At 62.0% G+C, this 22,724-nt stretch carries 21 protein-coding genes; 11 read left to right on the forward strand and 10 right to left on the reverse strand.

Annotated features, from left to right (window positions below; all coding sequences use genetic code 11):
• The first annotated feature begins 8 nt into the window (after window positions 1–8).
• Together PR018_RS09945 and PR018_RS09950 are read left to right on the forward strand one after the other, a co-directional pair.
• Window positions 9–479, forward strand: a complete 471-nt coding sequence (locus PR018_RS09945; RefSeq protein WP_142823342.1) for a MaoC family dehydratase — start codon at window positions 9–11, stop codon at window positions 477–479.
• Entirely contained in the window at window positions 476–943 is a 468-nt protein-coding gene (locus tag PR018_RS09950) for a MaoC family dehydratase (RefSeq protein ID WP_142823343.1), read from the forward strand. The genes PR018_RS09945 and PR018_RS09950 overlap by 4 nt, the downstream gene beginning before the upstream one ends.
• A 27-nt stretch (window positions 944–970) precedes the next feature.
• On the opposite strand, the gene PR018_RS09955 is transcribed toward PR018_RS09950, so the two are convergent.
• From PR018_RS09955 to petA, 4 genes are all read right to left on the reverse strand, one after another.
• Window positions 971–1,513 carry an adenine phosphoribosyltransferase gene (locus tag PR018_RS09955; RefSeq protein ID WP_142823344.1) on the reverse strand — a complete coding sequence of 181 codons (543 nt, stop codon included), beginning with the start codon at window positions 1,511–1,513 and terminating at the stop codon, window positions 971–973.
• Window positions 1,514–1,679: 166 nt separating this feature from the next.
• Complete coding sequence (locus PR018_RS09960; RefSeq protein WP_142823345.1) at window positions 1,680–2,537, reverse strand: cytochrome c1; 858 nt, start codon at window positions 2,535–2,537, stop codon at window positions 1,680–1,682.
• A 23-nt stretch (window positions 2,538–2,560) separates the two neighbouring features.
• The gene (locus PR018_RS09965; protein WP_142823346.1) at window positions 2,561–3,883 is read right to left on the reverse strand and encodes a cytochrome b; all 1,323 of its coding nucleotides are present in this window, start codon (window positions 3,881–3,883) and stop codon (window positions 2,561–2,563) included.
• Between the two features lie 15 nt (window positions 3,884–3,898).
• On the reverse strand, window positions 3,899–4,477 hold the full coding sequence (gene petA / locus PR018_RS09970) for a ubiquinol-cytochrome c reductase iron-sulfur subunit (RefSeq protein WP_142823347.1): 579 nt from the start codon (window positions 4,475–4,477) through the stop codon (window positions 3,899–3,901).
• 379 nt (window positions 4,478–4,856) lie between these two features.
• Between petA and PR018_RS09975 the strand changes: the two genes are divergently transcribed.
• Window positions 4,857–5,789: an endonuclease/exonuclease/phosphatase family protein gene (locus PR018_RS09975; protein ID WP_142823348.1), complete on the forward strand. Its 933-nt coding sequence runs from the start codon at window positions 4,857–4,859 to the stop codon at window positions 5,787–5,789.
• 5 nt (window positions 5,790–5,794) lie between these two features.
• Here the strand turns inward: PR018_RS09975 and PR018_RS09980 are convergent, their stop codons facing one another.
• Window positions 5,795–7,657, reverse strand: coding sequence for an ABC transporter ATP-binding protein (locus PR018_RS09980; protein WP_142823349.1), 1,863 nt, complete (start codon window positions 7,655–7,657; stop codon window positions 5,795–5,797).
• Window positions 7,658–7,913: 256 nt separating this feature from the next.
• Here PR018_RS09980 and PR018_RS09985 point away from each other — a divergent pair, with 256 nt between their 5' ends.
• The gene (locus tag PR018_RS09985; protein WP_142823350.1) at window positions 7,914–8,894 is read left to right on the forward strand and encodes an acyltransferase; all 981 of its coding nucleotides are present in this window, start codon (window positions 7,914–7,916) and stop codon (window positions 8,892–8,894) included.
• 27 nt (window positions 8,895–8,921) lie between these two features.
• Here PR018_RS09985 and PR018_RS09990 read toward each other — a convergent pair whose 3' ends face one another.
• Window positions 8,922–10,772, reverse strand: a complete 1,851-nt coding sequence (locus PR018_RS09990; RefSeq protein ID WP_142823351.1) for an ABC transporter ATP-binding protein — start codon at window positions 10,770–10,772, stop codon at window positions 8,922–8,924.
• A 381-nt stretch (window positions 10,773–11,153) separates the two neighbouring features.
• Between PR018_RS09990 and PR018_RS09995 the strand changes: the two genes are divergently transcribed.
• Both PR018_RS09995 and PR018_RS10000 read left to right on the forward strand, forming a co-directional pair.
• Window positions 11,154–11,615: a tRNA (cytidine(34)-2'-O)-methyltransferase gene (locus tag PR018_RS09995; protein WP_142823352.1), complete on the forward strand. Its 462-nt coding sequence runs from the start codon at window positions 11,154–11,156 to the stop codon at window positions 11,613–11,615.
• 201 nt (window positions 11,616–11,816) lie between these two features.
• A complete protein-coding gene (locus tag PR018_RS10000; RefSeq protein WP_142823353.1) occupies window positions 11,817–13,463 on the forward strand; it encodes a Na/Pi cotransporter family protein in 1,647 nt (548 codons plus the stop codon).
• A 68-nt stretch (window positions 13,464–13,531) separates the two neighbouring features.
• Here PR018_RS10000 and PR018_RS10005 read toward each other — a convergent pair whose 3' ends face one another.
• The gene (locus tag PR018_RS10005) at window positions 13,532–13,789 is read right to left on the reverse strand and encodes a hypothetical protein (protein WP_142823354.1); all 258 of its coding nucleotides are present in this window, start codon (window positions 13,787–13,789) and stop codon (window positions 13,532–13,534) included.
• Window positions 13,790–13,962: 173 nt separating this feature from the next.
• On the opposite strand from PR018_RS10005, the gene hemF reads away from it, so the two are divergent.
• Window positions 13,963–14,871, forward strand: a complete 909-nt coding sequence (gene hemF, locus PR018_RS10010) for an oxygen-dependent coproporphyrinogen oxidase (RefSeq protein WP_142823355.1) — start codon at window positions 13,963–13,965, stop codon at window positions 14,869–14,871.
• An 83-nt stretch (window positions 14,872–14,954) separates the two neighbouring features.
• Complete coding sequence (locus PR018_RS10015; protein WP_111222682.1) at window positions 14,955–15,224, forward strand: hypothetical protein; 270 nt, start codon at window positions 14,955–14,957, stop codon at window positions 15,222–15,224.
• A 66-nt stretch (window positions 15,225–15,290) separates the two neighbouring features.
• Here PR018_RS10015 and PR018_RS10020 read toward each other — a convergent pair whose 3' ends face one another.
• The 3 genes from PR018_RS10020 to PR018_RS10030 are packed head-to-tail and all read right to left on the reverse strand — an operon-like array spanning window position 15,291 to window position 17,792.
• Entirely contained in the window at window positions 15,291–16,541 is a 1,251-nt protein-coding gene (locus PR018_RS10020; protein ID WP_142823356.1) for a CCA tRNA nucleotidyltransferase, read from the reverse strand.
• Complete coding sequence (locus tag PR018_RS10025) at window positions 16,538–17,173, reverse strand: CoA pyrophosphatase (protein ID WP_142823357.1); 636 nt, start codon at window positions 17,171–17,173, stop codon at window positions 16,538–16,540. Before PR018_RS10025 ends, PR018_RS10020 begins: the two co-directional genes overlap by 4 nt.
• Entirely contained in the window at window positions 17,166–17,792 is a 627-nt protein-coding gene (locus tag PR018_RS10030; protein WP_142823358.1) for a DUF1285 domain-containing protein, read from the reverse strand. Before PR018_RS10030 ends, PR018_RS10025 begins: the two co-directional genes overlap by 8 nt.
• Window positions 17,793–17,952: 160 nt before the next feature.
• Between PR018_RS10030 and PR018_RS10035 the strand changes: the two genes are divergently transcribed.
• Genes PR018_RS10035 through PR018_RS10045 form a run of 3 tightly spaced genes read left to right on the forward strand, consistent with a single transcriptional unit; the run spans window position 17,953 to window position 22,723 of the window.
• Window positions 17,953–18,966: an AAA family ATPase gene (locus tag PR018_RS10035; RefSeq protein WP_142823359.1), complete on the forward strand. Its 1,014-nt coding sequence runs from the start codon at window positions 17,953–17,955 to the stop codon at window positions 18,964–18,966.
• A 14-nt stretch (window positions 18,967–18,980) separates the two neighbouring features.
• The gene (locus PR018_RS10040; RefSeq protein WP_142823360.1) at window positions 18,981–19,901 is read left to right on the forward strand and encodes a DUF58 domain-containing protein; all 921 of its coding nucleotides are present in this window, start codon (window positions 18,981–18,983) and stop codon (window positions 19,899–19,901) included.
• Window positions 19,898–22,723: a DUF4159 domain-containing protein gene (locus PR018_RS10045; protein ID WP_142823361.1), complete on the forward strand. Its 2,826-nt coding sequence runs from the start codon at window positions 19,898–19,900 to the stop codon at window positions 22,721–22,723. The genes PR018_RS10040 and PR018_RS10045 overlap by 4 nt, the downstream gene beginning before the upstream one ends.
• The last annotated feature ends 1 nt before the right edge of the window (window position 22,724 follow it).

A 22,724-nucleotide genomic window follows, 5' to 3' on the forward strand; every position in this document is an offset into this window, starting at 1 on the left:
AGACCGCGATGGCTGACGAGAGACTTGCATTCGAAGATTTCACCGTCGGCCGCAGCTTTCCGCTCGGCCCGATGGCGGTGGCGTCGGCGGAAATCATCGCATTCGCGCAGGAATTCGATCCGCAGCCGATGCATCTTGACGAGGAAGCCGGCCGCGCCAGCATCCTCGGAGGCCTTGCAGCGTCGGGCTGGCATACCTCGTCGATGTTCATGCGGATGATGTTCGACAGCTTCCTGTGCCGTTCGCTTTCCGAAGGCTCGCCGGGCATCGACCTCATGGAATGGCGCAAGCCGGTCCTCGCCGGCGATACGCTGTCCGGTCGTTCCACGGTGCTCCAGTCCCGTCCCATGCGGTCCCGCCCGGGGATCGGTATCGTCAAATTCCGTCACGAGGTGGAGAACCAACGCGGCGAGATCGTCAGCCTCGGGGAAAACTCCATCATGTTCCGCATCGAGACTGCGGCACGGGGTCCGGCATGACCATGGCGGAGACCTATGCCATCGGCCTCAAGGTCGATATCGGCACCTATACCTTCGACGCGGATCGCATCGTCGCCTATGCGACGCGCTTTGACCCTCAGCCTTTCCACGTCGATCCGGAAGCGGCGAGACAATCGCTGTTCGGCGGCCTCTGCGCCTCTGGCTGGCACAGCTGCTCGGCCTGGATGAAGACCTTCGTCGCCTTCTGGAACGAAGAAACCGCCCGCCTCGAAGGCCAAGGGCTGAAAACGCCGAAACTCGGCCCCTCGCCCGGCTTCAAGAACCTGCAATGGCTGCGACCGATCTTTGCCGGCGACACGGTGCGCTATTCGGTGACGCTGTTGTCGAGCCGCAGCCTCGCCTCGCGCCCGGGATGGATCATCAACACCATCCTCTGCGAGGGCGGGAACCAGGACGGCATCCCGGTTCTCCGTTTCGAAAGTAGCGTCCTCGAATTCGAGTGACGCCGCTCTCGATGGCTCGGGAACCGGCTAGTGGCCCGAGAATTCCACCAGCGTGTGCACGGCCACATCCAGCGCTTCGAGCTTCCGGCGACCACCGAGATCCGGCAGGTCGATGACGAAGCAGGCAGCCACCACCTCAGCGCCCATCTGCCGCAGCAACTGCGTCGCGCCGACAGCGGTGCCGCCGGTGGCGATGAGGTCGTCGATAAGGATCACCTGTTCGCCGGGCATGACCGCATCGCGGTGCATCTCCATTTCGTCGAGGCCGTATTCCAGGCTGTAGGCGATGCTGACTGTTTCATGGGGCAGCTTGCCCTTCTTGCGGATAGGGATGAAGCCGGCAGACAGCTGGTGAGCCACAGCGCCGCCGAGAATGAAGCCACGCGCTTCCATGCCGGCGACCTTGTCGATCTTCATGCCGGCACAGATCTGCACAAGTTCATCGACGGCACGCCGGAAAGCCCGGGGATTGCCGAGCAGCGTAGTGATATCGCGGAACATGATGCCGGGCTTAGGATAATCCGGAATGGAGCGGATCGATCGGATAAGTTCATTGTCACGGGTTGTCATTGGCGAAGGAGCCTGCTGCTGTTCGTTGCAAAAAGCCACCAATAGGGTGGAGCAGCCAGCCATGTCCAGCCGAAAGCGTAATCGTCATTGCGCAAGCAGAGACAGCTTCGAACCTAGCAATGACGAGGCCGCCCGAGGCGGCATCGTCTTAAACCTATTGTCCTTCTTAGTGCTCGGTCTTGGCGTAGACCGACCGCTTTACCAGATAGATCAGGACGGTGAAGATCAGCAGGAACACCATGACCATGAAGCCGGTGTGCTTGCGCTCCTCCAGATGCGGCTCGGCGGCCCACATCAGGAAGGAAGAGACATCGCGGGCGTACTGGTCGACCGTCTGGGGCGATCCGTCGTCATAGGTCACCTGGCCATCCGACAGCGGCTTCGGCATAGCCAGCACGGCTGCCGCATGGAAGTACGGATTGTAGTGCCCGTTCGGCGGCACCTGGAAACCGGCCGGCGGTTCCTCGTAGCCTGTCAGCAGCGAGTATATGTAATCCGGCCCGCTCTCCTGATACTGCGTGAAAATATCGAAGACGAACCCCGGGAAGCCGCGCTCGACCTCACGCGCCTTGGCAAGCAGCGAGAAGTCCGGCGGTGCGGCACCGTGGTTGGCAGCCTCAGCCGCTTCCTTGTTGGGAAAAGGCGACGGGAAATGGTCGGATGGAACAGCCTTCCGGGTGTACATCTCCCCTTGCGCGTTCGGTCCGTCCTGCGTCTCGTAGTTGGCGGCGAAGGTCTTAATCTGCGCCTCCGAATAGCCGAGATCGCTGAGCGTGCGAAACGGCACGAGGCTCATCGAATGGCAGGCGGAACAGACCTCGGCATAGACCTTAAGCCCACGCTGCAGCTGCGCCTTGTCGTAGTAGCCGAAGGGACCGGCGAACGTCCATTTTTGCTCCCGCGGCTCCTTGAGCGGATAGACCGGTGTTGCCTCGGCGGGCGGCTTGGTGTCCTCGGCATGAAGCGCCGTGCCTGCGCCGGCGAGGAGTGCCAGCGTCAGAAAGCCGGCAGCAAACTTGCTCATCATCGTCTTCCCCATCGCCACGCTCATGCCCCGACCACGACCGCTGGAGCGGACTTGCGGTTCTGCTTCTCGAGTACCGCCTCGGTGATCGAGTTCGGTATTCGTCGCGGTGTCTCGACCAGGCCGAGGACCGGCATGATCACCAGGAAGAAGCCGTAGTAGAAGAGTGTCCCGAACTGCGAGTAGGCGACGTAATTGCCCCTGAGGTCGCCATGGAACAAGAGGCCGAAAAGCCCGGTCCCCTCCGCCGGCATAGCTCCGAGCCAACCGAGGAAGATTGCGTTGGCGACGAACAGCCAGAAGCACACCTTGTACCAGGGACGGTAGACAGCCGAGCGAACCTTCGACGTATCGAGCCACGGCACGAAAAACAGCACCAGGATCGCGCCGAACATGGTGAGCACGCCGGCCAGCTTCGAGTCGATGGGCCCGATGTTGAAGGTAATCGAGCGCAGCATCGCGTAGAACGGCAGGAAATACCATTCAGGCACGATATGCGCCGGCGTTTTCAGCGGATCGGCAGGAATGTAGTTGTCGGCGTGGCCAAGATAGTTCGGCAGGTAGAAGACGAAGTAGGCGTAGACCAGCAGGAACACGGATACACCGAGCGCATCCTTCATCGTCGCATAGGGCGTGAAGCGCACCGTATCCGTCTTGGTCTTGATCTCGACGCCGGTCGGGTTCGTCTGGCCCGCCACATGCAGCGCCCAGATGTGCAGCACGACGACGCCGGCGATCATGAACGGCAGCAGGTAGTGCAGCGAGAAGAAGCGGTTCAGCGTCGGATTGTCGACGGCAAAGCCGCCAAGCAGGAATTGTTGGACCCATTCACCGACGTAGGGCAGCGCAGAGAAAAAGCCGGTGATCACGGTCGCGCCCCAGAACGACATCTGGCCCCAGGGAAGCACATAGCCCATGAACCCGGCCGCCATCATCAGCAGGTAGATGATGACGCCAAGGATCCAGAGAACCTCGCGCGGTGCCTTGTAGGAACCGTAATACAGCCCTCGAGCGATGTGCAGGTAGACAGCGACAAAGAAGAACGAGGCACCGTTGGCATGCATGTAGCGCAGCAGCCAGCCATGGTTGACGTCACGCATGATCTTTTCGACGGAATTGAACGCCACGGTCGTCTCGGCGGCGTAATGCATCGCCAGAACCACGCCTGTCAGGATCTGCAGCACCAGCATGACAGCCAGCATAGCGCCGAACGTATAGGCATAGTTCAGGTTGCGCGGCACCGGATAGGCGACAAAGCTGTCATAGACCAGACGCGGCAAAGGAAGCCGCGAGTCGATCCACTTTTCAAGTCCGGTGGATGGCTCGTAGGTTGATTGACCACTCATGATTCAGTATCCCCCTCAACCGATCTTGATCACTTTGTCGGATGTAAATGCGAACGTCGGTATGGCGAGGTTCATGGGTGCGGGACCCTTCCGGATACGACCGGCAGTGTCATAGACCGACCCATGGCAGGGACAGAACCACCCGCCATATTCCCCCGACGTGCCGAGCGGCACACAGCCGAGATGGGTGCAGGAACCGATCATCACGATCCAGTTCTCCTTGCCCTTGCCGGCCGAGCGGGCGACGTCACTAGCTGGTTCTTCGGGAGGCAGGTTGGCGTTGCGCGCGACCGGATCTTTGAGATCGCCGATCGGGGCGGAATTGGCCTCGGCGATTTCTTTTTCTGTCCGGTTGCGGATGAAGACCGGTTTGCCACGCCATTTGACTGTCAACGACATGCCGGGCTCAAGGCTGGAAACATCGATTTCGACGGAAGCAAGCGCCAGTGTGGATTGATCCGGCCGCATCTGGTCGATAAATGGCCAGACGGCCGAAACGGCACCGACCACGCCGGCCATGCCGGCTGCTATATATAGAAAATCGCGCCGCGTCGGCTCGCCCAAGGTCTCGCTCTTCGTGTCGTTCTCGCTCACGCGGCCCCTCCTCTTCACGCAGAACCGCGGATGTGCCGCGGCAATCCTTCAACTCCGGCGAATCGCCCAGGCCACAATTCTGCCATAGATTTTCTCCGCCCCCAGCCGGTTTCTAAGCTTGATCGAACGCCATGTCCAGTCTTGCCAGCGGAGGTGGGCACAATGTCGCGGGCAAAACTACAGTTTTATGGGCGCATGACAGATCAAAACCGTCTACGCTTGGGGTATTGTGGTAACCGCATGAATTGCCGACGAATTCGCAAAGCAAATCCCCGCGTTGCACTGCAAAAATAACTATCGCAAACTTGCTGCGTTGCAACAACAGGGGCACCGTGCTAGTCGCTCCACAGAAGCGCCCATCCAGAGGTTACCCAGGGTCATGAGAGATACCATCTACTGCGTGATATCGGTGGTGACCACCTGCATTCTCGGCATCCTGGCGGCCCGTTATGTCACGCACCTGTGGATCCTCGCCTTCTTCGAGAGCCTGCAGACCCACATCGGCATCGCCTGCATTGTCGGAGCGCTGCTGGCGCTTGCCGTGCGTCGCCACTGGTACGCCATCGCCATGCTGGTCGTGGCGATCGCCATCACCGGTCATTCGATCGTCCTGCTTCAGGCCCGCGCAGAAACGCCGGCTCCCGCTGACGCGCAGCCATCCTACCGGCTGCTGTCTTTCAACATCGACGGCGACAATTTCGCCAATTCGGAAAAAATTGCCGATCTCGTTCTCAACTCCAAGGCCGATGTCGTGGAAATGTTCGAGGCGCCGCCGATGCTGTCGCAGATGACGCGACTGGCTGCCATCTATCCATACCGCATCGGCTGCGGCGTGATGGAGGACAATTGCGACAGCCTGTTGATGTCCAAACGCCCGTTCCTCTCGCAGTCGATTGGTAGCCTCAGCGGGTTGTGGAGAAACCGGTTCATTCTGGCGACCATCGACATCGATGGCCAGAAGATCGCCTTCGCCTCCGCCCATCTGAGCAAACCCTATTTCGACGACTTCCATGCCGACGAACTGGCTGCCCTGTCCGACGACTTGAACGCGGTCGGCGAACCGCTGCTGCTCGCCGGCGATTTCAATGCGGCCGTGGTCGAACCAGACATGCAGGCGTTTCTCCGCCGCAGCAATCTGGACCACGTTTTCCCGGAGCCCGCGACCTGGCCGATCGAGACCGGCGCCTTAGGTATCGCCATCGATCACGTGTTTGCGAGGCCGCCGCTGCAGCTGAAATCCGTGCGTCGGATCGAGGATGCCATGGGGTCAAACCACTACGGGCTCATCACCGACTTCACCATCGCCCGTTAGCCCGACTATTCCGCGTCGACGGCAATGAAGCCTCCCGATTGCCTCGCCCAGAGCTCGGCGTAGAGGCCGTTGCGCGAGAGCAGTTCCGCGTGGCTGCCATCCTCGATTATCCGCCCCTTCTCGATGACAACGAGGCGGTCGAGGGCTGCAATCGTCGACAGCCGATGGGCGATTGCCAGAACCGTCTTGCCCTCCATCATCGCCAGCAGATTGGACTGCAAGGCTGCCTCCACTTCGGAATCCAGTGCCGAGGTCGCCTCGTCGAGCACCAGGATCGGCGCATCCTTGAGCATGACCCTGGCAATGGAGATGCGCTGACGCTGGCCGCCGGACAGCTTGACCCCACGCTCACCGACATGGGCGGAGAAGCCTTTGCGGCCATTCTGGTCCTCGAGATCGGCGATGAATGTGTCCGCCTCGGCCCGCCTGGTAGCCTGAAGCAGCAGGTCGGCGCCCGCATCAGGCCGACCAAACAGGATGTTGTCGCGGATGGAGCGGTTGAGCAGCGCCGTATCCTGCGTCACCATGCCTATAGCCGCGCGCAGCGATTCCTGGGTGACGCCGGAAATATCCTGACCGTCGATCAGGATGCTGCCGGCTTCCAGATCGTAAAAACGCAGCAGCAGGTTAACCAGCGTCGTCTTGCCGGCACCGGAGCGGCCGACGATACCGACCTTTTCACCAGGCTTGATGACCAGCGAGAAATCTTCGATTACGCCGCTGCCGCGCCCATAATGAAACCTGACCTTCTCGAAGCGAATCTCCGGCCGCGACACCACCAGCGCCTTTGCGTCCGGCCGGTCGACCAGCCCGATCGGCTGAGAGATCATCTCCGCGGCGTTCTGGATGGTCCCCAGATTGCGCATGATCGAGTTGAACTGCGTCATCATCCGGCCGAACAACATGTTGAGGCGCAGCACCATGCTGAGCGTAAAGGCCACCCCGCCCGTCGTGATTGTCCCGGAGAGCCAAAGCTGGATCGCAAAGGCGGCAATGCTGGTGATCATCACACCCGACAGCAAGGCGAGCGACGAGCGCACCCCGGTCAACAGCCGCGTGAAAGGCATGACCGCCGCCTGGAAGCGGTCGAAGCCGTCGCGGATATAGAGATCGTTGCGGTCCTCGCGGCCGAAGAGCTTGAGTGTCTGGATATTGGCGTAGGCATCGACCATGCGGCCGTTGAGCATCGACGAGGCCTCGGCGGCATCGCGGGCATGGCGACGGATGCGCGGTACGAAAAAGCGTGCCAGCAGGCAGAACATGCCGATCCAGACGGCAACGATCAGCGCCAGCCTCCAGTCGAGCCCGCCGACAAGGGCTACCGTGGACGCCGCATAGATGATGATGAACCACACCACCTGCAGCAACGACACCACGAGATCGCCGGTCGACTGGCCGGCAGACCAGACTTTGGTGACGATCCGCCCGGAAAAGTCGTTCTGGAAGAAGCTCAGCGATTGGCGGGCGACATGCACATAGGCCTGCCAGCGAACCAGGTTCAGAAAGCCCGGCACGACCACCTGCTCCTCGACCAGTGCACCAAGGCTGACGACGATGAAACGCACGACGAGCACGACGAAAACCATGCCCAGCAACGACCAGCCGTGACCGGACAGAAGCCCGTGCCAGCCATCGCCTTTGGGAACCGTGTCGAGGATGTCAACGAGATGGCCGACGAACCAGAACAGCGCCGCCTCGAGCATCGCCACGGCACCACCGAGCACTGCCATCGCCAGAAACGGCCCTTTGGCCTGGCGGACATAGTACCAGATGAACGCGTAAAGCGACTGCGGCGGCCGCAGTTCGTCATTGCGATAGAACGGATCGAGCCATGTCTCGAAAAGGCGGACGACGGTGCGGATCAACATGTGTGCGATATAGGCAGTTTTCTACGGAGGGCAAAGGGTTGGTTCGCCCCAAGTGTCTGCACGTCCGTCACGTTGGCGACCGCCTTTCCGCTCGGGAGCAGCCGGCGAACGCAGCGTGATTTTGCCCCCTTTCGGCACAAATTCGCGGGCAGACAATCAGTCGGACATCGAGAGTTCACCAAAACCTGACAATGACGCTTGCACTCGAGCGGCACGCAAACGAAGACGACCTGCCCATCCTCGAGGAGATTTGCCGATGGCCGACGAAATCCTACTCGCCAGGCCAGACCGCAACACCTCCATAGATGCGATGCGCTATGTGTTCTCGTTCGTTATCGTTCTGCTGCATTGCCTGCCTCCGGCGCAGCATCCGCCTCACCCCGCATGGGCAGCACTCGTCGCCATCGCCTGTCGCGTTTCGGTGCCGTTCTTCCTCATCACCAGCGGCTATTTCCCGAAACCCTTGGCGAGGCTCGATCTATCGGTGGTCTTCAAGCCGCTGAAACGCCTGCTGCCGATCTACCTGTTCTGGATGTTCGCCTACTTCGTCTTCCTGCAAATCTGTCCGATCCAGCAATGGTCATTCGGCCCGCGCGACCTGATCTCTGGAGGCACCGCTTTCCACCTCTGGTTTCTGCCGGCACTGGGACTTGCGCTGGTGCTGGTATCGGCGGGGACGAGCCTCATCGGCATCAGGGCCACGGGCGCCCTATGCGTCGTCCTTGCAGCCATTGGCGTGATTTTCAGCAGCTATCACAATGTGCTTCACATGCCAGGCAGTCCTCAACGCGGAGGCCTGTTCATAGCACCGCTGTTCGTCTACCTCGGCCTCTGCGCCAAGGTCGGAAACTGGAGGCTGGGCAGATGGGCGGTCCCGGCGATCTGTCTCTCCTACATTGGCCTCATCCTGGAGGAATGGATGATCTACCGCGTTTCAAATGCAGCCGTTTTCATCAGCCACGACTTCACCATCGCCACCTATCTGGTCGGCCTGACGTGTTTTCTCGGGGTGCGCCAGATACCGCGTTCACAGTTTGTGGATCGGCTCGCGTGGTCTGGCCGGATCAGCCTGACTGTCTACGCAAGCCACGTCTTTTTCCTCTGGCTGCTCGCACCCGTCCTAGGCAACGATGAAATCTGGAGGGTCGGGATCCTGACCCTCCTGTGCTTCGGGCTGGCAACGCTCCTGAGCCTTGCGCTCATGCGCGTTCCGGGCCTGCAGCGCGTCATCGTATGACGACGCGCTGCCTTGTCGTTACCGCGCCTATTCCGCAGCCGCTTCCGTCGAATGGTCGGCGAGGAAGCCGCCGGACTGGCGGTTCCAGAGATCGGCGTAGATGCCGCCCCGGGTGATCAGGTCGGCATGGCTGCCGGTCTCGATCAGCTTGCCCTTGTCGAGAACCACGACCCGATCCATCTCCGTCAGCGTCGACAGCCGGTGGGCGATGGCGATGACCGTCTTGCCCTGCATCAGCGCGAACAGGTTCTCCTGGATGGCCGCCTCGACTTCGGAATCGAGTGCCGAGGTCGCCTCGTCGAGGATCAGGATCGGTGCATCCTTGAGGAACACCCGGGCAATCGCCACCCGCTGACGTTGGCCGCCGGAGAGCTTGACGCCACGCTCGCCGACCTGCGCATCGAGACCCCTGCGGCCGTTCAAGTCGACGAGGTTCTCGATGAACTCCCATGCATTGGCACGCTTGGTCGCCTCAATGATCTCAGCGTCGGTGGCATCCGGGCGACCGTAGGCGATGTTATCGCGGATGGAGCGGTGCAGCAGCGACGTATCCTGCGTCACCACGCCGATCAGCGCACGCAGGCTCTCCTGCGTCACGCCGGCGATATCCTGCCCGTCGATGGTGATCTTCCCGGACTCCAGTTCGTAGAAGCGCAGCAGCAGGTTCATCAGCGTCGTCTTGCCTGCGCCGGAGCGCCCGACAAGGCCGATCTTCTCGCCGGCATGGATATCCAGCGTCAGATCCTCGATCACACCCTTCGCCTTGCCGTAATGAAAGCGGATATGATCGAAGCGGATTGCGCCCTTCTGCGCCACCAGCGTCGGAGCCGAAGGCCGGTCGATGATGTCGTGCTTCTTGGTCATCATCTCCATGCCGTCATAGACCGTGCCGATATTCTCGAACAGCGCCGAGACTTCCCACATGATCCACTGCGACATGCCGTTGACGCGCATCGCCAGGCCGATGGCGATCGCGATCGAGCCGACCTCGATGGCGCCGTTCAGCCAGAACCATATGGAAATCGCCGAGATGACGAAGAGTGCCACGCAGTTGTTGATGTAGACCGATGCCTGGAAGAGGCTGACGTAGCGCATCTGCCCGTAAACCGTCTGCAGGAACAGATCCATGCCCGCCTTGGCATAGGACTCCTCGCGGCCGGCATGGGAGAACAGCTTGACGGTCGCGATATTGGTGTAGCTGTCGACGACACGACCGGTCATGGTCGAGCGCGCGTCGGCCTGCGTCGCGGCGATCTTGCGCAGCTTCGGGACAAAGAAGCTGACGATGCCGATGTAGATCGCCAGCCAGACCAGCAGCGGCAGCAGCAGCCGCCAGTCCGCTGTTCCGACGATGACGATCATCGTGATGATGTAAGTGACGACATAGACGAAAACGTCGAGCAGCTTCATCACCGTTTCGCGCACGGCAAGCGACGTCTGCATCACTTTGGTGGAAACGCGTCCGGCAAATTCGTTGGCAAAGAACGTCATGCTGTGGCGCAGCAGGAACCGGTGCATCTGCCACCTGGCGATCATCGGATAGTTGCCGAGCAACACCTGGTGCATGATGATGGAGTCCAGCACGGCTGCGACCGGCAGGCCTACGAGCACCATCGCCGCCATCCAGAAAAGCGTGGCGCCTTCCGTCTGCAGGAACGTTGCCTTGTCGGCATGCGACAGCCAGTCGACGATCTGGCCAAGAAACCGGAAAAGCGTGACCTCGCCGATGGCGATCAGCATCGTCAGGACGCCCATGGCGGCAAGCCAGGGGGCTGCAGGCTTTGTGTAGTGCCAACAGAAAGCAAACAGCCCGTGCGGCGGAACACTGGGTTCCTCGCTCGGGAATGGGTTCAGACGCCGTTCAAACCAGCCAAACATAAAATGCTCCAGAAACGTCGAAGCCGCATCCCGCCGCTGCGTCCAATGGTTTCGCAGCGTCATATGGGAGCGGTCGCGGAAAGAACGAGGCCGTATCAGCCGCGCGATGGTTCAGAAAGGGAGAAAGTCGTCAGATCCTGACGGAGACAACCGGATGAAACACCGGCGTACGCACCGGGAGACGAACAGCCAAAAATCGATCCATTAGCGCCTCCTGCTGGTTTGCGTTGTGAACAAGGCGTCTTTTATCGCAAAAGCGACGGCTGCAAAAGCCCCTAAGACGGCGCGAACATGCAGAACTTGCAATGGGACTCATCAGAGACGTTGATGACCGCACATTTCAGTTGCGGGTTTTGCTGCCGATCGGATAGTCGAGGAGCCATGACCGCCCTGCACATCGCCCTCTACCAGCCGGATATCGCCGGCAACACCGGCACGATCCTACGGCTTGCCGCCTGTCTCGATCTTGCCGTCGACATCATAGAGCCCGCCGGCTTCGACATCTCCGACCGCAACCTCAAGCGCGCCGGCATGGACTATCTCGCCGCGGTCTCCCTGACCCGTCATATCAGCTGGACGCATTTCGAAGCCTGGCGACGCGGCACCGGGCGCCGCCTGATCCTTGCCTCGACGAAGGCCGCGGACCGCTACACCGATTTCGTCTTCCACTCCGACGACATCCTGCTGTTCGGTCGGGAAAGCGCCGGCGTTCCGGATGCGGTCCACGAGGGAGCCGATGGTCGCATCCTCATCCCGATGGTAGAGGGCCAGCGGTCCATCAATGTTGCGATGTCGGCGGCAATGATCGCGGGCGAGGCGTTGCGCCAGACACGCTGGGCCTGAGGGCGCGCTGTCACCAGTGACGCAAATTTGACCTTTAGATGTCGCTACAAGCGTTGATTTGCAGCGGGTTTTGTCCATATAATAGTTAGCCGACGAGCAAACTTTGCCGGGTGCGGCTCTTTCCAGCGCTGAAATTACGTGCCTTTTCAGTCTCCGGTCGATGCCGGAACCCTACGGCATGAGAAGGAAATCCCGCGAAAAATGGACTCAACCACGGTCATGATCAACCTGTTCGGCGCAGTGGCATTGCTGCTGTTCGGCCTGTCGCAGGTAAAGGACGGCGTCACCCGCGCTTTCGGTGCCCGCCTGCGGACCGGGCTGGCGACCGGGACACGCAGCAGCGGCCGTTCCTTCGTCTCCGGCTTCGTCGCGACGATCGCGCTGCAGAGTTCGACCGCGACCGCGCTAATGGTCGCGTCTTTCGTCGAACGTGACCTGGTGATCCCGTCCATGGCACAGATCGTGCTGCTCGGCGCCAATGTCGGCACCGCCGTGACCGCATGGATCGTGGCAACCGGCATCGAATGGCTGTCGCCGCTGATCATACTGATCGGCATCGTCCTCTACCGCCGCTCGTCGAGCAATCAGCAGGGCGCAGGCACGGCGCTGATCGGCATCGGCCTGATGCTGCTGTCGCTGCAGCTACTGAGCATGGCAACGGCACCGATCCGCGAATCCCAGGCGCTTGCCGCCTTCATCGGCCTGCTCGACGGCGCCCTGCCGGTCGCGTTGATCTTCTCGGCCGCCCTCGCCTTCATCTCGTCGTCCAGCCTTGCCGTTGTCGTGCTGATCCTGTCGCTCGCCTCCACCGGCATCCTGTCGCCCGCTCTCTCCATTGTCCTGGTGCTCGGCGCCAACCTTGGCGGCGCCGTTCCGCCCGTCGTCGCGACCATGTCCGGTCCCGCAACCGCCCGCCGCGTGACGCTTGGCAACCTCATCGTGCGTGCCATCGGCTGCGCCATTGCCATGCCATTGGCCGGCCACGCTGGCGCCCTTCTGCAAGGCCTCGGCTTTGTGCCCGCAAAACTGCCCGTCGACGCGCATCTGATGTTCAACATCGCGCTTGCCGCCCTCGCCTGGCCGTTTTCTCCCCTGATTTCAAGGCTGATGCTGCGGCTGGTGCCTGCCGATGCCGCGACCGATGACAGCCCGAGGTTCCTCGACGAACAGGCTCTCGGCACGCCTGTGGTTGCCGTCGCCAGCGCAACCCGCGAAGTTCTGGCCGTCGGCGATCTCATCGAACGCATGTTGATCCGCACGCAGACCGCATTCGATAACAACGACCTGGCATCGTTGAAGGAAATCCCGCTGCTGGAAAAGCGCGTCGACCGGCTGCAGCAGGAAGTCAAGGTCTACCTCTCCAGGCTCGGCCGTGGCGGGCTCGACGAGGAAACCAGCCGCCGATCGATCGTCATCATCGACTACGCCATCAATCTCGAACATATCGGCGATATCATCGAGAAAGGCCTTTCGGAGCAGGTGGCAAAGAAGATCGCCCACGGCCTCGCCTTTTCCGACGACGGCTTTGCCGAGCTGCAGCGCCTGTTCACCATGACCATCGACAATCTGAGGGTAGCCCAGACGATCCTCGTGACGCGCGATTTCAATCTCGCCCGCCAAATGATGGAAGTGAAGGTCGATGTCCGCCGGCTCGAGAAGCAGTCTTCGGATCGCCATATCGCCCGGCTGCGTGACGGTCGAATGGACAGCCTGCAGACCAGTTCGCTGCATCTGGACATGCTGCGCGACCTCAAGCGGATCAATGCCCACATCGTCTCCGTCGCCCACCCCATCCTCGATGAAAGCGGCCTGCTGATCGAAAGCCGCTTGCTGAACGCAGCTGAGTGATAGCTAGCGGGATGAGCCTGGAAATCGGTACTAACGAATGAGCGTCAAACGCCGGCGCAAAAAAGCGATCAGTCTGCGGTCGGCAGGCGGCGCATGGTGAATTCGATGCGGTCGCCCTCGACCTGTCGCCAGCTTTCGACTTCCGTCCAGTAGGCAGCCTTCGGAAAATCGTCGAACCATTGGCGGGCTTTTTCGCGCGCGTCGGGGCGGCTGAGGCAATAGGTTTCGCGCACGAAATCTCCCTTGCCGCCGGCAAGCTTGCTGCGGCGGTGGCGGTCGATCTGGCGCTTGAGCCCATCAAGGGGCGGCGATCCCGTAATCTTCATGATAAACCTTGCCTTTGCGCCCAAGATAATACCAGACGGTTCATTTTGCGAGTCGATTATGCCGGTGTTCAAGCGGGGGATGCTGGCTGCCACCTTGCTTTGCTGTTATGCAAAAACCGATTTTGAAGGCCGTGCGAGTCGTGGCCGCTGCACACATGGCACCGGAGATACTTATGGAAAGACCACAGCTTCCAACCGGATTGCCTGACGACATCGAGGACAAGAAGCTTGCTGCGCGCGGCTGGTTTGAAAGCCTGCGCGACACGATCTGCGCGGAATTCGAGGCGCTGGAAGACGAGTTGACTGGCCCGCTTGCCGACCAGGAACCGGGCCGCTTCGTTGCCAAGGACTGGCAGCGCGAAAGCGATGGCGGCGGCGGCAGGATGTCGATGATGGAAGGCCGCGTTTTCGAGAAGGTCGGCGTCCACACCTCTACCGTGCACGGCGAGTTTGCCCCCGATTTTCGCAGCCAGATCCCTGGTGCCAATGAGGATCCGCGCTTCTGGGCCTCCGGCATCTCGCTCATCGCCCATCCCGTCAATCCCAACGTGCCGGCCGTGCACATGAACACCCGCATGGTGGTCACGACCAGCCGCTGGTTCGGCGGCGGCGCCGACTTGACACCCGTCCTTGATAACCGGCGAACACAGGAAGATCCCGATAGCCAGCTTTTCCATCGTGCCATGGAGATCGCCTGCGGCCGTCATAAGGTTGCAGACTATCCACGCTATAAAGCCTGGTGCGAGGAGTATTTCTTCCTGAAGCACCGAAACGAATCACGCGGCATCGGCGGGATTTTCTACGACTGGCTTCATTCGAGCGAGGAGGACGGCGGCTGGGAGGCCGACTTTACCTTCACGCGCGATGTCGGAAGGGCGTTTTCGATGGTCTACCCGCGGATTGTAAGGTCGAACTTCAACAAGCAGTGGACAGAGCAGGACCGGGACGAACAATTGATTCGCCGCGGACGCTATGTCGAGTTCAATCTTCTGTACGACCGCGGCACGATCTTCGGCCTGAAGACCGGCGGCAATGTAGAGTCTATCCTGTCGTCCCTGCCGCCCGTGGTTCGTTGGCCCTGATGTCAACAAAACGTGAGGGTCTTACAAAGTAACGCGTTGCTACTACTTTAACTTGAACATGGTACAGTCAGAGGAGGATTGTCATGTCTACGAAGAGCAGTGCAGCCCCTACCCCGACCACAGCGAGTGCGATGGACACTCCTGATTTTATCAGGAGGCTGGCGGAGGACCAGCGCATCCGAAGCGGCTCCGATCTGCCTTTGTCCTGCTTCATCGAGCAGGTGAAGATGCAACTGAAAGGCCGGCCGGCCAACGATGTATCCCGTATTCCGCAGGACCGCATCGCCAGGCGCTCCGTCGCCCACCGCCACCAGACGTCGGAGCTTTTCAAAGCCTGGGCAATGCCTGAATAGGCTGAGCGGGCTGTGACACCATCATCGGGCGCAGCTTCCGCAGTGAAGCGGAGGCTGCCCTGAAAATCAGACCATTTCTCGCAGCCGCGACAGCAGGGTCGCCTTGTCGGTCGCAAAATTCTCTTCGACCCACTGGCGTTCAAGATCGCCCAGCACCTCGCCCACGCGCGGGCCGGCAGCAATTCCTGCTTTCAACGCATCGGCTCCGCTGAGAGGAAAGACCGGTTTCTGCCAGCCGCCTGCGCGGTCCAGCAGCTTGCCGATGCGTGCCGTTCGCGCCATCTCGGCGAAGTCGCCCTCCGCCTTGCCCCGCGCCACAGCAAGCGCGAGCTTCAACTTGGTGCGGATACCCTCTGTTCCATGGCCGTACAGCAATCTCTGAAACGCTGCGTCAGAGATCTCGTCGTCGATGACGGGTGCGGCGGCCCATGCGGTAAGCCTCGCCGCCTCTGCCTTCGACAGGCGCAACCGGATCGCGAGCTTTGCCAGCCTGTCGGCATCCGGCGGCACGATGGAAGCAAGCCGCAGCAATGGATCCGGCGACCAGCCAAGCGCCCGTTCGGTGGAGACAAGCGCCGGGATGGCGTCGATGCCCCATTTTTCGGTTTCCGGCAGGATATCGGTGAGCACGCTGATCTGCCGCATCCAAAGCAGCGCACGCCCCGGATCGGGTGCTCCCAGCAACTTCTTCATTTCCGACCAGATGCGCTCGGCCGACAGCGAAGCCAGTGTGCCTCGCGCCCCGGCGCAGGCCCTGAGGCCCGCCGCGTCTGGCCGGCCGGTGCCATAGAAGGCAAAGAAACGGAAAAAGCGCAGGATGCGTAAATGATCCTCGGCGATCCGCGTTGCCGGCTCGCCGATGAACCGGATGGTCCTGGTCTCTATGTCCGCGAGGCCGCCAACGAGATCGATGACCTCGCCGCTAGCCGTTGCATAGAGCGCATTGATCGTCAGGTCGCGGCGTTCGGCATCCGCCTGCCAGTCCGTGCTGAAAGCCACTTCGGCATGACGCCCGTCGGTCTCGACGTCCCGGCGCAAGGTCGTCACCTCGAACGGCTTGCCATCGATCACCAGCGTCACTGTGCCATGCGCTATGCCGGTCGGTACGGCCTTGATGCCGGCCGCTTTGGCGCGGGCCACGACGGCGTCCGGCAGCAGCGTCGTCGCGATGTCGATGTCGGCGACATCGAGCCCCATCAGGCTGTTGCGGACTGCCCCGCCAACGATGCGCGCCTCGCCGCCGTCGCTGTTCAGCAGCGCCAGAACCTGTCCGAGCGCCGCATCCGCAAACCACGTCTCTCCGGCAACAGTCGTCATGCGTAAAGCCTCTCGTACAATGTCCGGACGATCCCGGCGGTAATGCCCCAGATCATCCATTGACCGTAGGGCATGCGGTAGAAATGACGCTCGCTGCCCTTCCACTCCATGCTGTCGCGCATGTGGTGCGTCGGGTCCATCAGAAACGACAGAGGCACTTCGAACGCATCCTCGACCTCGGTCGGGCTCAGCGTCAGCTCGAAACCCGGTTTGACGACCGCAAGGATCGGCGTGATGCGGAACCCGGTCGCAGCTAGATAATGCGGCAAGCGGGCCACCGGTTCGACAAACAGATTGGCAAGGCCGATCTCCTCCTCAGCCTCGCGCATCGCGGCAGCCTCCGGCGACGCATCTTCCGGATCTATGGCGCCGCCCGGAAAGGCGATCTGGCCGGAGTGCTTGCGCAGATTTGTCGTGCGCTGCGTAAAGATGACCCGTGCGTCGTCTCCCTCGTCGATGACCGGCACCAGCACCGCGGCGTCGCGTAGCGTCATCCCCTCGACGTCGAGAATTCTCTCTCGGTTGAGAAGGTGATCGCCGTGCTCACGCCAGGCAAGCTCGACGGGGTTACCCGTCTGGTTGAGCGCGCGGCGGCGGAATTCGGCTGCCGAATAAAGCGGAAACTCACTCATCTGCCAGGGCATTCAGCGTCAGCGCCGGCATGATCGGGAAAGTCGCGCCGCCGGAGCGGACGCAGAACATCGCGACGCCGTCGATGTCGAGCGTTTCGCCGAGAGCCACCAGATCGTACATGACGGCCCGTGACACCAGCGCCTCCAGCCGGCCGCGCACATGCAGATAGGGCTTGAGTTCGTTGTTGTCGCCATGCACGACAAAGCGCAGCGGATGGTCCTCGCCTGCCTCCACGACGTCCCCAACGTTCGTCCGGAATGTCAGTAGCGGATGGCCGTCGACCTGCGTCATCGTCATCTCGACCGCCAGAAACGGCGCATCGACGACGCGGATGCCGACTTTTTCCACAGGCGTCACGAGATAGGTCTTACCGTCCTCGTCCTTGCGCAACACCGTCGAGAACAATCGCACCAGCGGCGCACGGCCGATCGGCGTCCCCATGTAGAACCAGGTACCGTCGCTGCGGATTTCCATGTCGAGATCGCCGCAGAAGGGCGGGTTCCACTTGTCGACCGGTGGAGGCCCCTTGGCGTGGTCTCCGGCATCTCCGGCGGCGCGCGAAATCAGGGCAGCCAGGCCTGCCGCGTCGGTCGTCGCGCTGATTTCCTCGGCTGCCATTGTTCCGTCCCGGTTCGTCGCTAGTTCTTGCTGTCACACGAGATAGTCATTCGAGACGCGCTTGTCAGCATTGTTGTGAGGGATAAATTCTCTTGAGTATGGGGCAAATCTGTATGAACTGCGAATCGACACACCCGTCTTTCAGCCGCCGGAGATGCACATGGGCATGATCAATTCGACAGAGGCTAGCCTCGACGACAAGGCCATGATTGCGTCTGCAGAGCGTGCGCTTGCCGATATCGCCGCAATTCGCGACCAGGTATCGAAGGTCATTTTCGGCCAGGAAAGCGTCGTCGAGAAGACTGTGCTCGCGGTTCTGGCCGGCGGTCACGCGCTGCTGGTCGGCGTTCCCGGCCTCGCCAAGACCAAGCTGGTGACGACGCTCGGCGACGTGCTCGGGCTGGGAGCCAGCCGCGTACAGTTTACCCCCGACCTGATGCCATCGGACATTCTAGGCTCGGAAGTGATGGACCAGGACGACACTGGTCGCCGTTCATTCCGCTTCCTCAAAGGCCCCATCTTCGCACAATTGCTGATGGCAGACGAAATCAACCGCGCCTCGCCCCGCACCCAGTCGGCGCTGCTGCAGGCCATGCAGGAATATCATGTGACGATCGCCGGCCAGCGCTACGACCTGCCAGCGCCCTTCCATGTGCTCGCCACCCAGAACCCGCTGGAGCAGGAAGGCACGTACCCGCTGCCGGAAGCCCAACTCGACCGGTTTCTGCTGCAGGTCGACGTCGGCTATCCGGAATTGGCCGACGAGCGCAGAATCCTGCTCGACACGACCGGCATGTCGGAAGCCAAGGCCGGCGCTGCCATCGATGCCGGCAGGCTGTCCGAAATCCAGAAGCTGATCCGCCAGATGCCGATCAGCGACAGCGTCGTCGATGCCATCCTGTCGCTGGTCCGCTCGGCCCGACCGGGCCAGGGCAATGCCACAACAGACAAGCACGTCGCCTGGGGACCGGGCCCGCGCGCCGGCCAGGCGATGATGCTCTGCACCCGCGCCCGCGCCCTCTACCAGGGTCGCCTTGCCCCGTCGCTGGACGATGTACACGCGCTCGCCGAACCGATCCTGCAGCACCGCATGGCGCTGACGTTCGTCGCCCGCGCCGAAGGCATGTCAGTGCGCGACGTCATTTCCGACTTGGTCAAGCAGGCCAGGACCTAGGGAGAGAGCGCCGCGTGGCATCCATCGGACAGATCGTCAATCCGACATCCGGCAGTGATGCCCTTTCCCGCGCCCGGCAACGGGCAGCTCTCGTCCCCGATTGCCTGGTCGAGGCGAAACGCATCGCCAACACCGTGATTGCCGGCTGGCATGGCCGCCGCAAGCGCGGTATCGGCGAGAATTTCTGGCAGTTCCGCCCCTACAGCGATGGTGAGAGCCTGTCGCGCATCGACTGGCGGCGCTCGGCCCGCGATGACCATACCTATATCCGTGACCATGAATGGGAAGCGGCGCACACCATATGGCTCTGGGCCGACATGTCGCCGTCGATGATGTTCAGGTCGTCGCTTGGTCATGTCTCCAAGGAAAGCCGGGCGCTGGTCGTCATGCTGGCACTGGCGGAAATCCTCGCCCGCTCCGGCGAGCGTATCGGCTGCCCCGGCATCATGGAACCGATTTCCGCCCGCAACGCTGCCGAAAGACTGGCAACGGCGCTGATGCACGCGCCGCTGGGCGGTGGCCTGCCGCAGACGGCGATGATCCGCGGCTGGAGCGACGTCGTGCTGATCGGCGATCTCCTCGACGATGCCGATAGCATCATGGCCCGTCTCGGCCCTCTTGCCCGGCGCGGATTGCGCGGCCATGTGGTCGAGATCGCCGACCCTGCCGAGGAAACCTTTCCCTATAGCGGCCGCACCGAGTTCACCGATCCGGAAACCGGCGAAAAGCTGGTGGCCGGCCGCGCCGAGACCATCCGCGAGGATTACCAGCGTGCCTACCTGGCGCGTCGAGACAGCCTCGGAGAGACGCTGCGCCACCTCGGCTGGACGTTCGTCACCCACCGCACCGACCACCTCGCCTCCGAGGCGCTTGTCGCCGTGCACACCTACCTGTCCGGCATGCCCACCAGAGCCACCCATGGTGGTCAGTTGTGAGCGCGCTGGGCTTTGCCTATCCGGCGATGCTGGCAGCTCTGATCGCCCTGCCGGCGATATGGTGGCTGCTGCGCATGACGCCGCCGCGCCCGCAGATAGAAGTCTTTCCGCCCCTGAAGATCCTGGCCAAGGTGCTCAGACGAGAGGAAACCCCGGCCAACAGCCCGTGGTGGCTGACGCTGCTGCGTATGCTGATGGCGGCGGCCGTGATCCTTGCAATCGCCGATCCCGTCTTCAATCCGCGCACCAACACCCTTTCCAAGGCGGGACCTCTCGTTCTGCTGATCGACAACAGCTGGGCGAGCGCTGCCGATTGGGATCGTCGCGTGCAGACCGCCGACGCGCTGATCGGCGATGCCGATGCCAGCGAGACGCCCGTCGTCATCGCGTTCACCGCCAACCAGACCAACGATGCCATCCCCGGCACCGCGATGGCAGCGCGCGACAAATTACATGCCGCAGCCCCTATGCCGCTGGTGCCGGATCGCCCCCGCGCCGTACAGGCCCTGAAGTCGGCTCTCGGTGGCGCCAAACCCGGCACGCTCGTTTTCCTGTCCGACGGGATTGCTGCTTCAGATAGAGACGATACGGTTCAGCAGCTTGCGTCCTTGGCTCCCGCAGACCTGCGCCTGCTGGAGGGCGATGCCAGTGAAGCCATCGTCCTGACCAAGGCCGCCAACGCCGCCGACGCCATGACCGTCACCGCGAGCCGCCTCGACAGCGCCGGCCCCGCCGGTTTCACGCTCAGCGCGCAAGACGCCCAGGGGCGCCCGATCGCTGCCGGCAAGCTCGCCTTTACCGCTGGCCAATCGGTCGCATCGGGCACGATCACCGCGCCCTTCGAGATGCGCAACGACTTTGCCCGGGTCAGCATCGATGGACACACGACCGCAGGCTCGGTTCATCTCCTCGACGACGGCTTCAAGCGTCGCCGCGTTGCCCTGCTCTCCGGCCAGGCCGTCGACGAGTTCCAGCCGTTGCTTTCGCCGCTCTACTATATCCAGAAGGCACTTTCGCCTTTCGCCGACCTCGTCAATCCGGAAGCAGACGATCTGGCGAAATCGATCACCGAGCTGTTGGCTGGCAATCCGTCTGTCATCATCATGGCCGACATCGGCCGCCTGCCGGCAGATGCCTATGCCCCGATGCAGCGCTGGATCGCCAATGGCGGGACGTTGATCCGTTTCGCCGGTCCGCGCCTTGCTGCAGCACCCGCCGACGATCCGCTCGTGCCTGTGATCCTGCGCCAGGGCGAGCGGGCGCTGGGCGGCGCCATGTCCTGGGCCGAGCCGCAACCGCTCGCCGACTTTCCGGCTTTCGGGCCGTTTGCCGGCATGCCAAAACCATCAAACGTGCTGGTCAAGCGTCAGGTTCTGGCTGAGCCGACGCCAGATCTGGCCGAGCGGACATGGGCAAGCCTTGCCGATGGAACACCGCTGGTCACCGAGAAAAACGTCTCCGCCGGCCGCATCGTGCTATTTCATGTCAGCGCCGAGGCGTCGTGGTCGGATCTGCCGATTTCCGGCGATTTCGTCGAGATGCTGCGCCGTATCGTGCAGATGTCCCGCTCCGGCGGCGTCACTGCCGCCGATGGCTCCGCCAAATCATCCGCCGGTACGCTGCCGCCGTATCGGCTTCTGACGGCCAAGGGTGCGCTGAACGGTGAGACCGGCAGTGCCCGGCCCCTCGACACCGGCAAGAAGGGGCCTCTGCTCGCAAGCTTCGACAACCCGCCGGGTCTCTACGGCTCGGAAGAAGGATTTACCGCATTGAATGTCCTGCCCGAGGGCGCCGAACTGAAGCCTCTCGACGCATCCGCTTCCATGGTGGTGCAGCGAGAAGGATTGATCGGCGGACAGGCATGGTCCGCCAAGCCGGTGCTGTTCACCATCGCCCTCCTGCTGCTGCTCACCGACAGCGTTGCCGTGCTGTTCATGAACGGCGCCTTCAGCGGCATCCGGCGGCTATCTCGCTCAGCCGCAAAGACCGCCGCAATTCTCGCCATCGCCTTATCCACGGCGGCTTTCCTGCACCCGGTCGACATGCGCGCCGACGATGCGAGGCCCGGCGACGACGTCATCCTGTCACGGCTCGACAAGACGCATCTGGCCTATATCGTTACCGGCGAGGACGAAGTCGATCGGATTTCCGAGCGGGGACTTGCGGGCCTCACCGACTTCCTCACCTACCGCACGACGCTCGAACCCGGACCGCCTGTCGGCGTTGATCCCGCCAAGGACGAACTGGCGCTCTTCCCCCTGCTCTACTGGCCGGTGACCTCGACCGCACCGATGCCCAGCACTGCTACGATGAACCGCATCGACGCCTACATGCGCTCCGGCGGCACGGTGCTGTTCGACACGCGCGATGCATTGAGTTCCGTCGGCGACAATTCGGCTCCCGGCCCGAACGGCGAACGGCTGCAGGCGATCCTTGCCAATCTCGACATACCGCCACTCGAGCCCGTTCCCGCCAAGCACGTGCTGACGAAATCCTTTTATCTGCTGTCGAGTTTTCCGGGGCGCTACACCGGCAGCCCGCTGTGGATCGAATCCCATCAGGACAACCGCGCCGACACCGGTACCAAGCAGGCAGCCACATCGGACGGCGTGACACCTATCATCATCACCGGCAACGATTTTGCCGGCGCCTGGGCTGTCGACGACAACGGCACACCGTTGCTGCCAACGGTGCCGCAGGACGACATGCAGCGAGAATATGCCTTCAGAACCGGCGTCAACATCATGATGTATATGCTGACCGGCAACTACAAATCCGATCAGGTCCACGTTCCGGATCTGCTGGAACGGCTGGGGCAATAGC

Source organism: Rhizobium rhododendri (assembly GCF_007000325.2).
GTDB lineage: Bacteria > Pseudomonadota > Alphaproteobacteria > Rhizobiales > Rhizobiaceae > Rhizobium > Rhizobium rhododendri.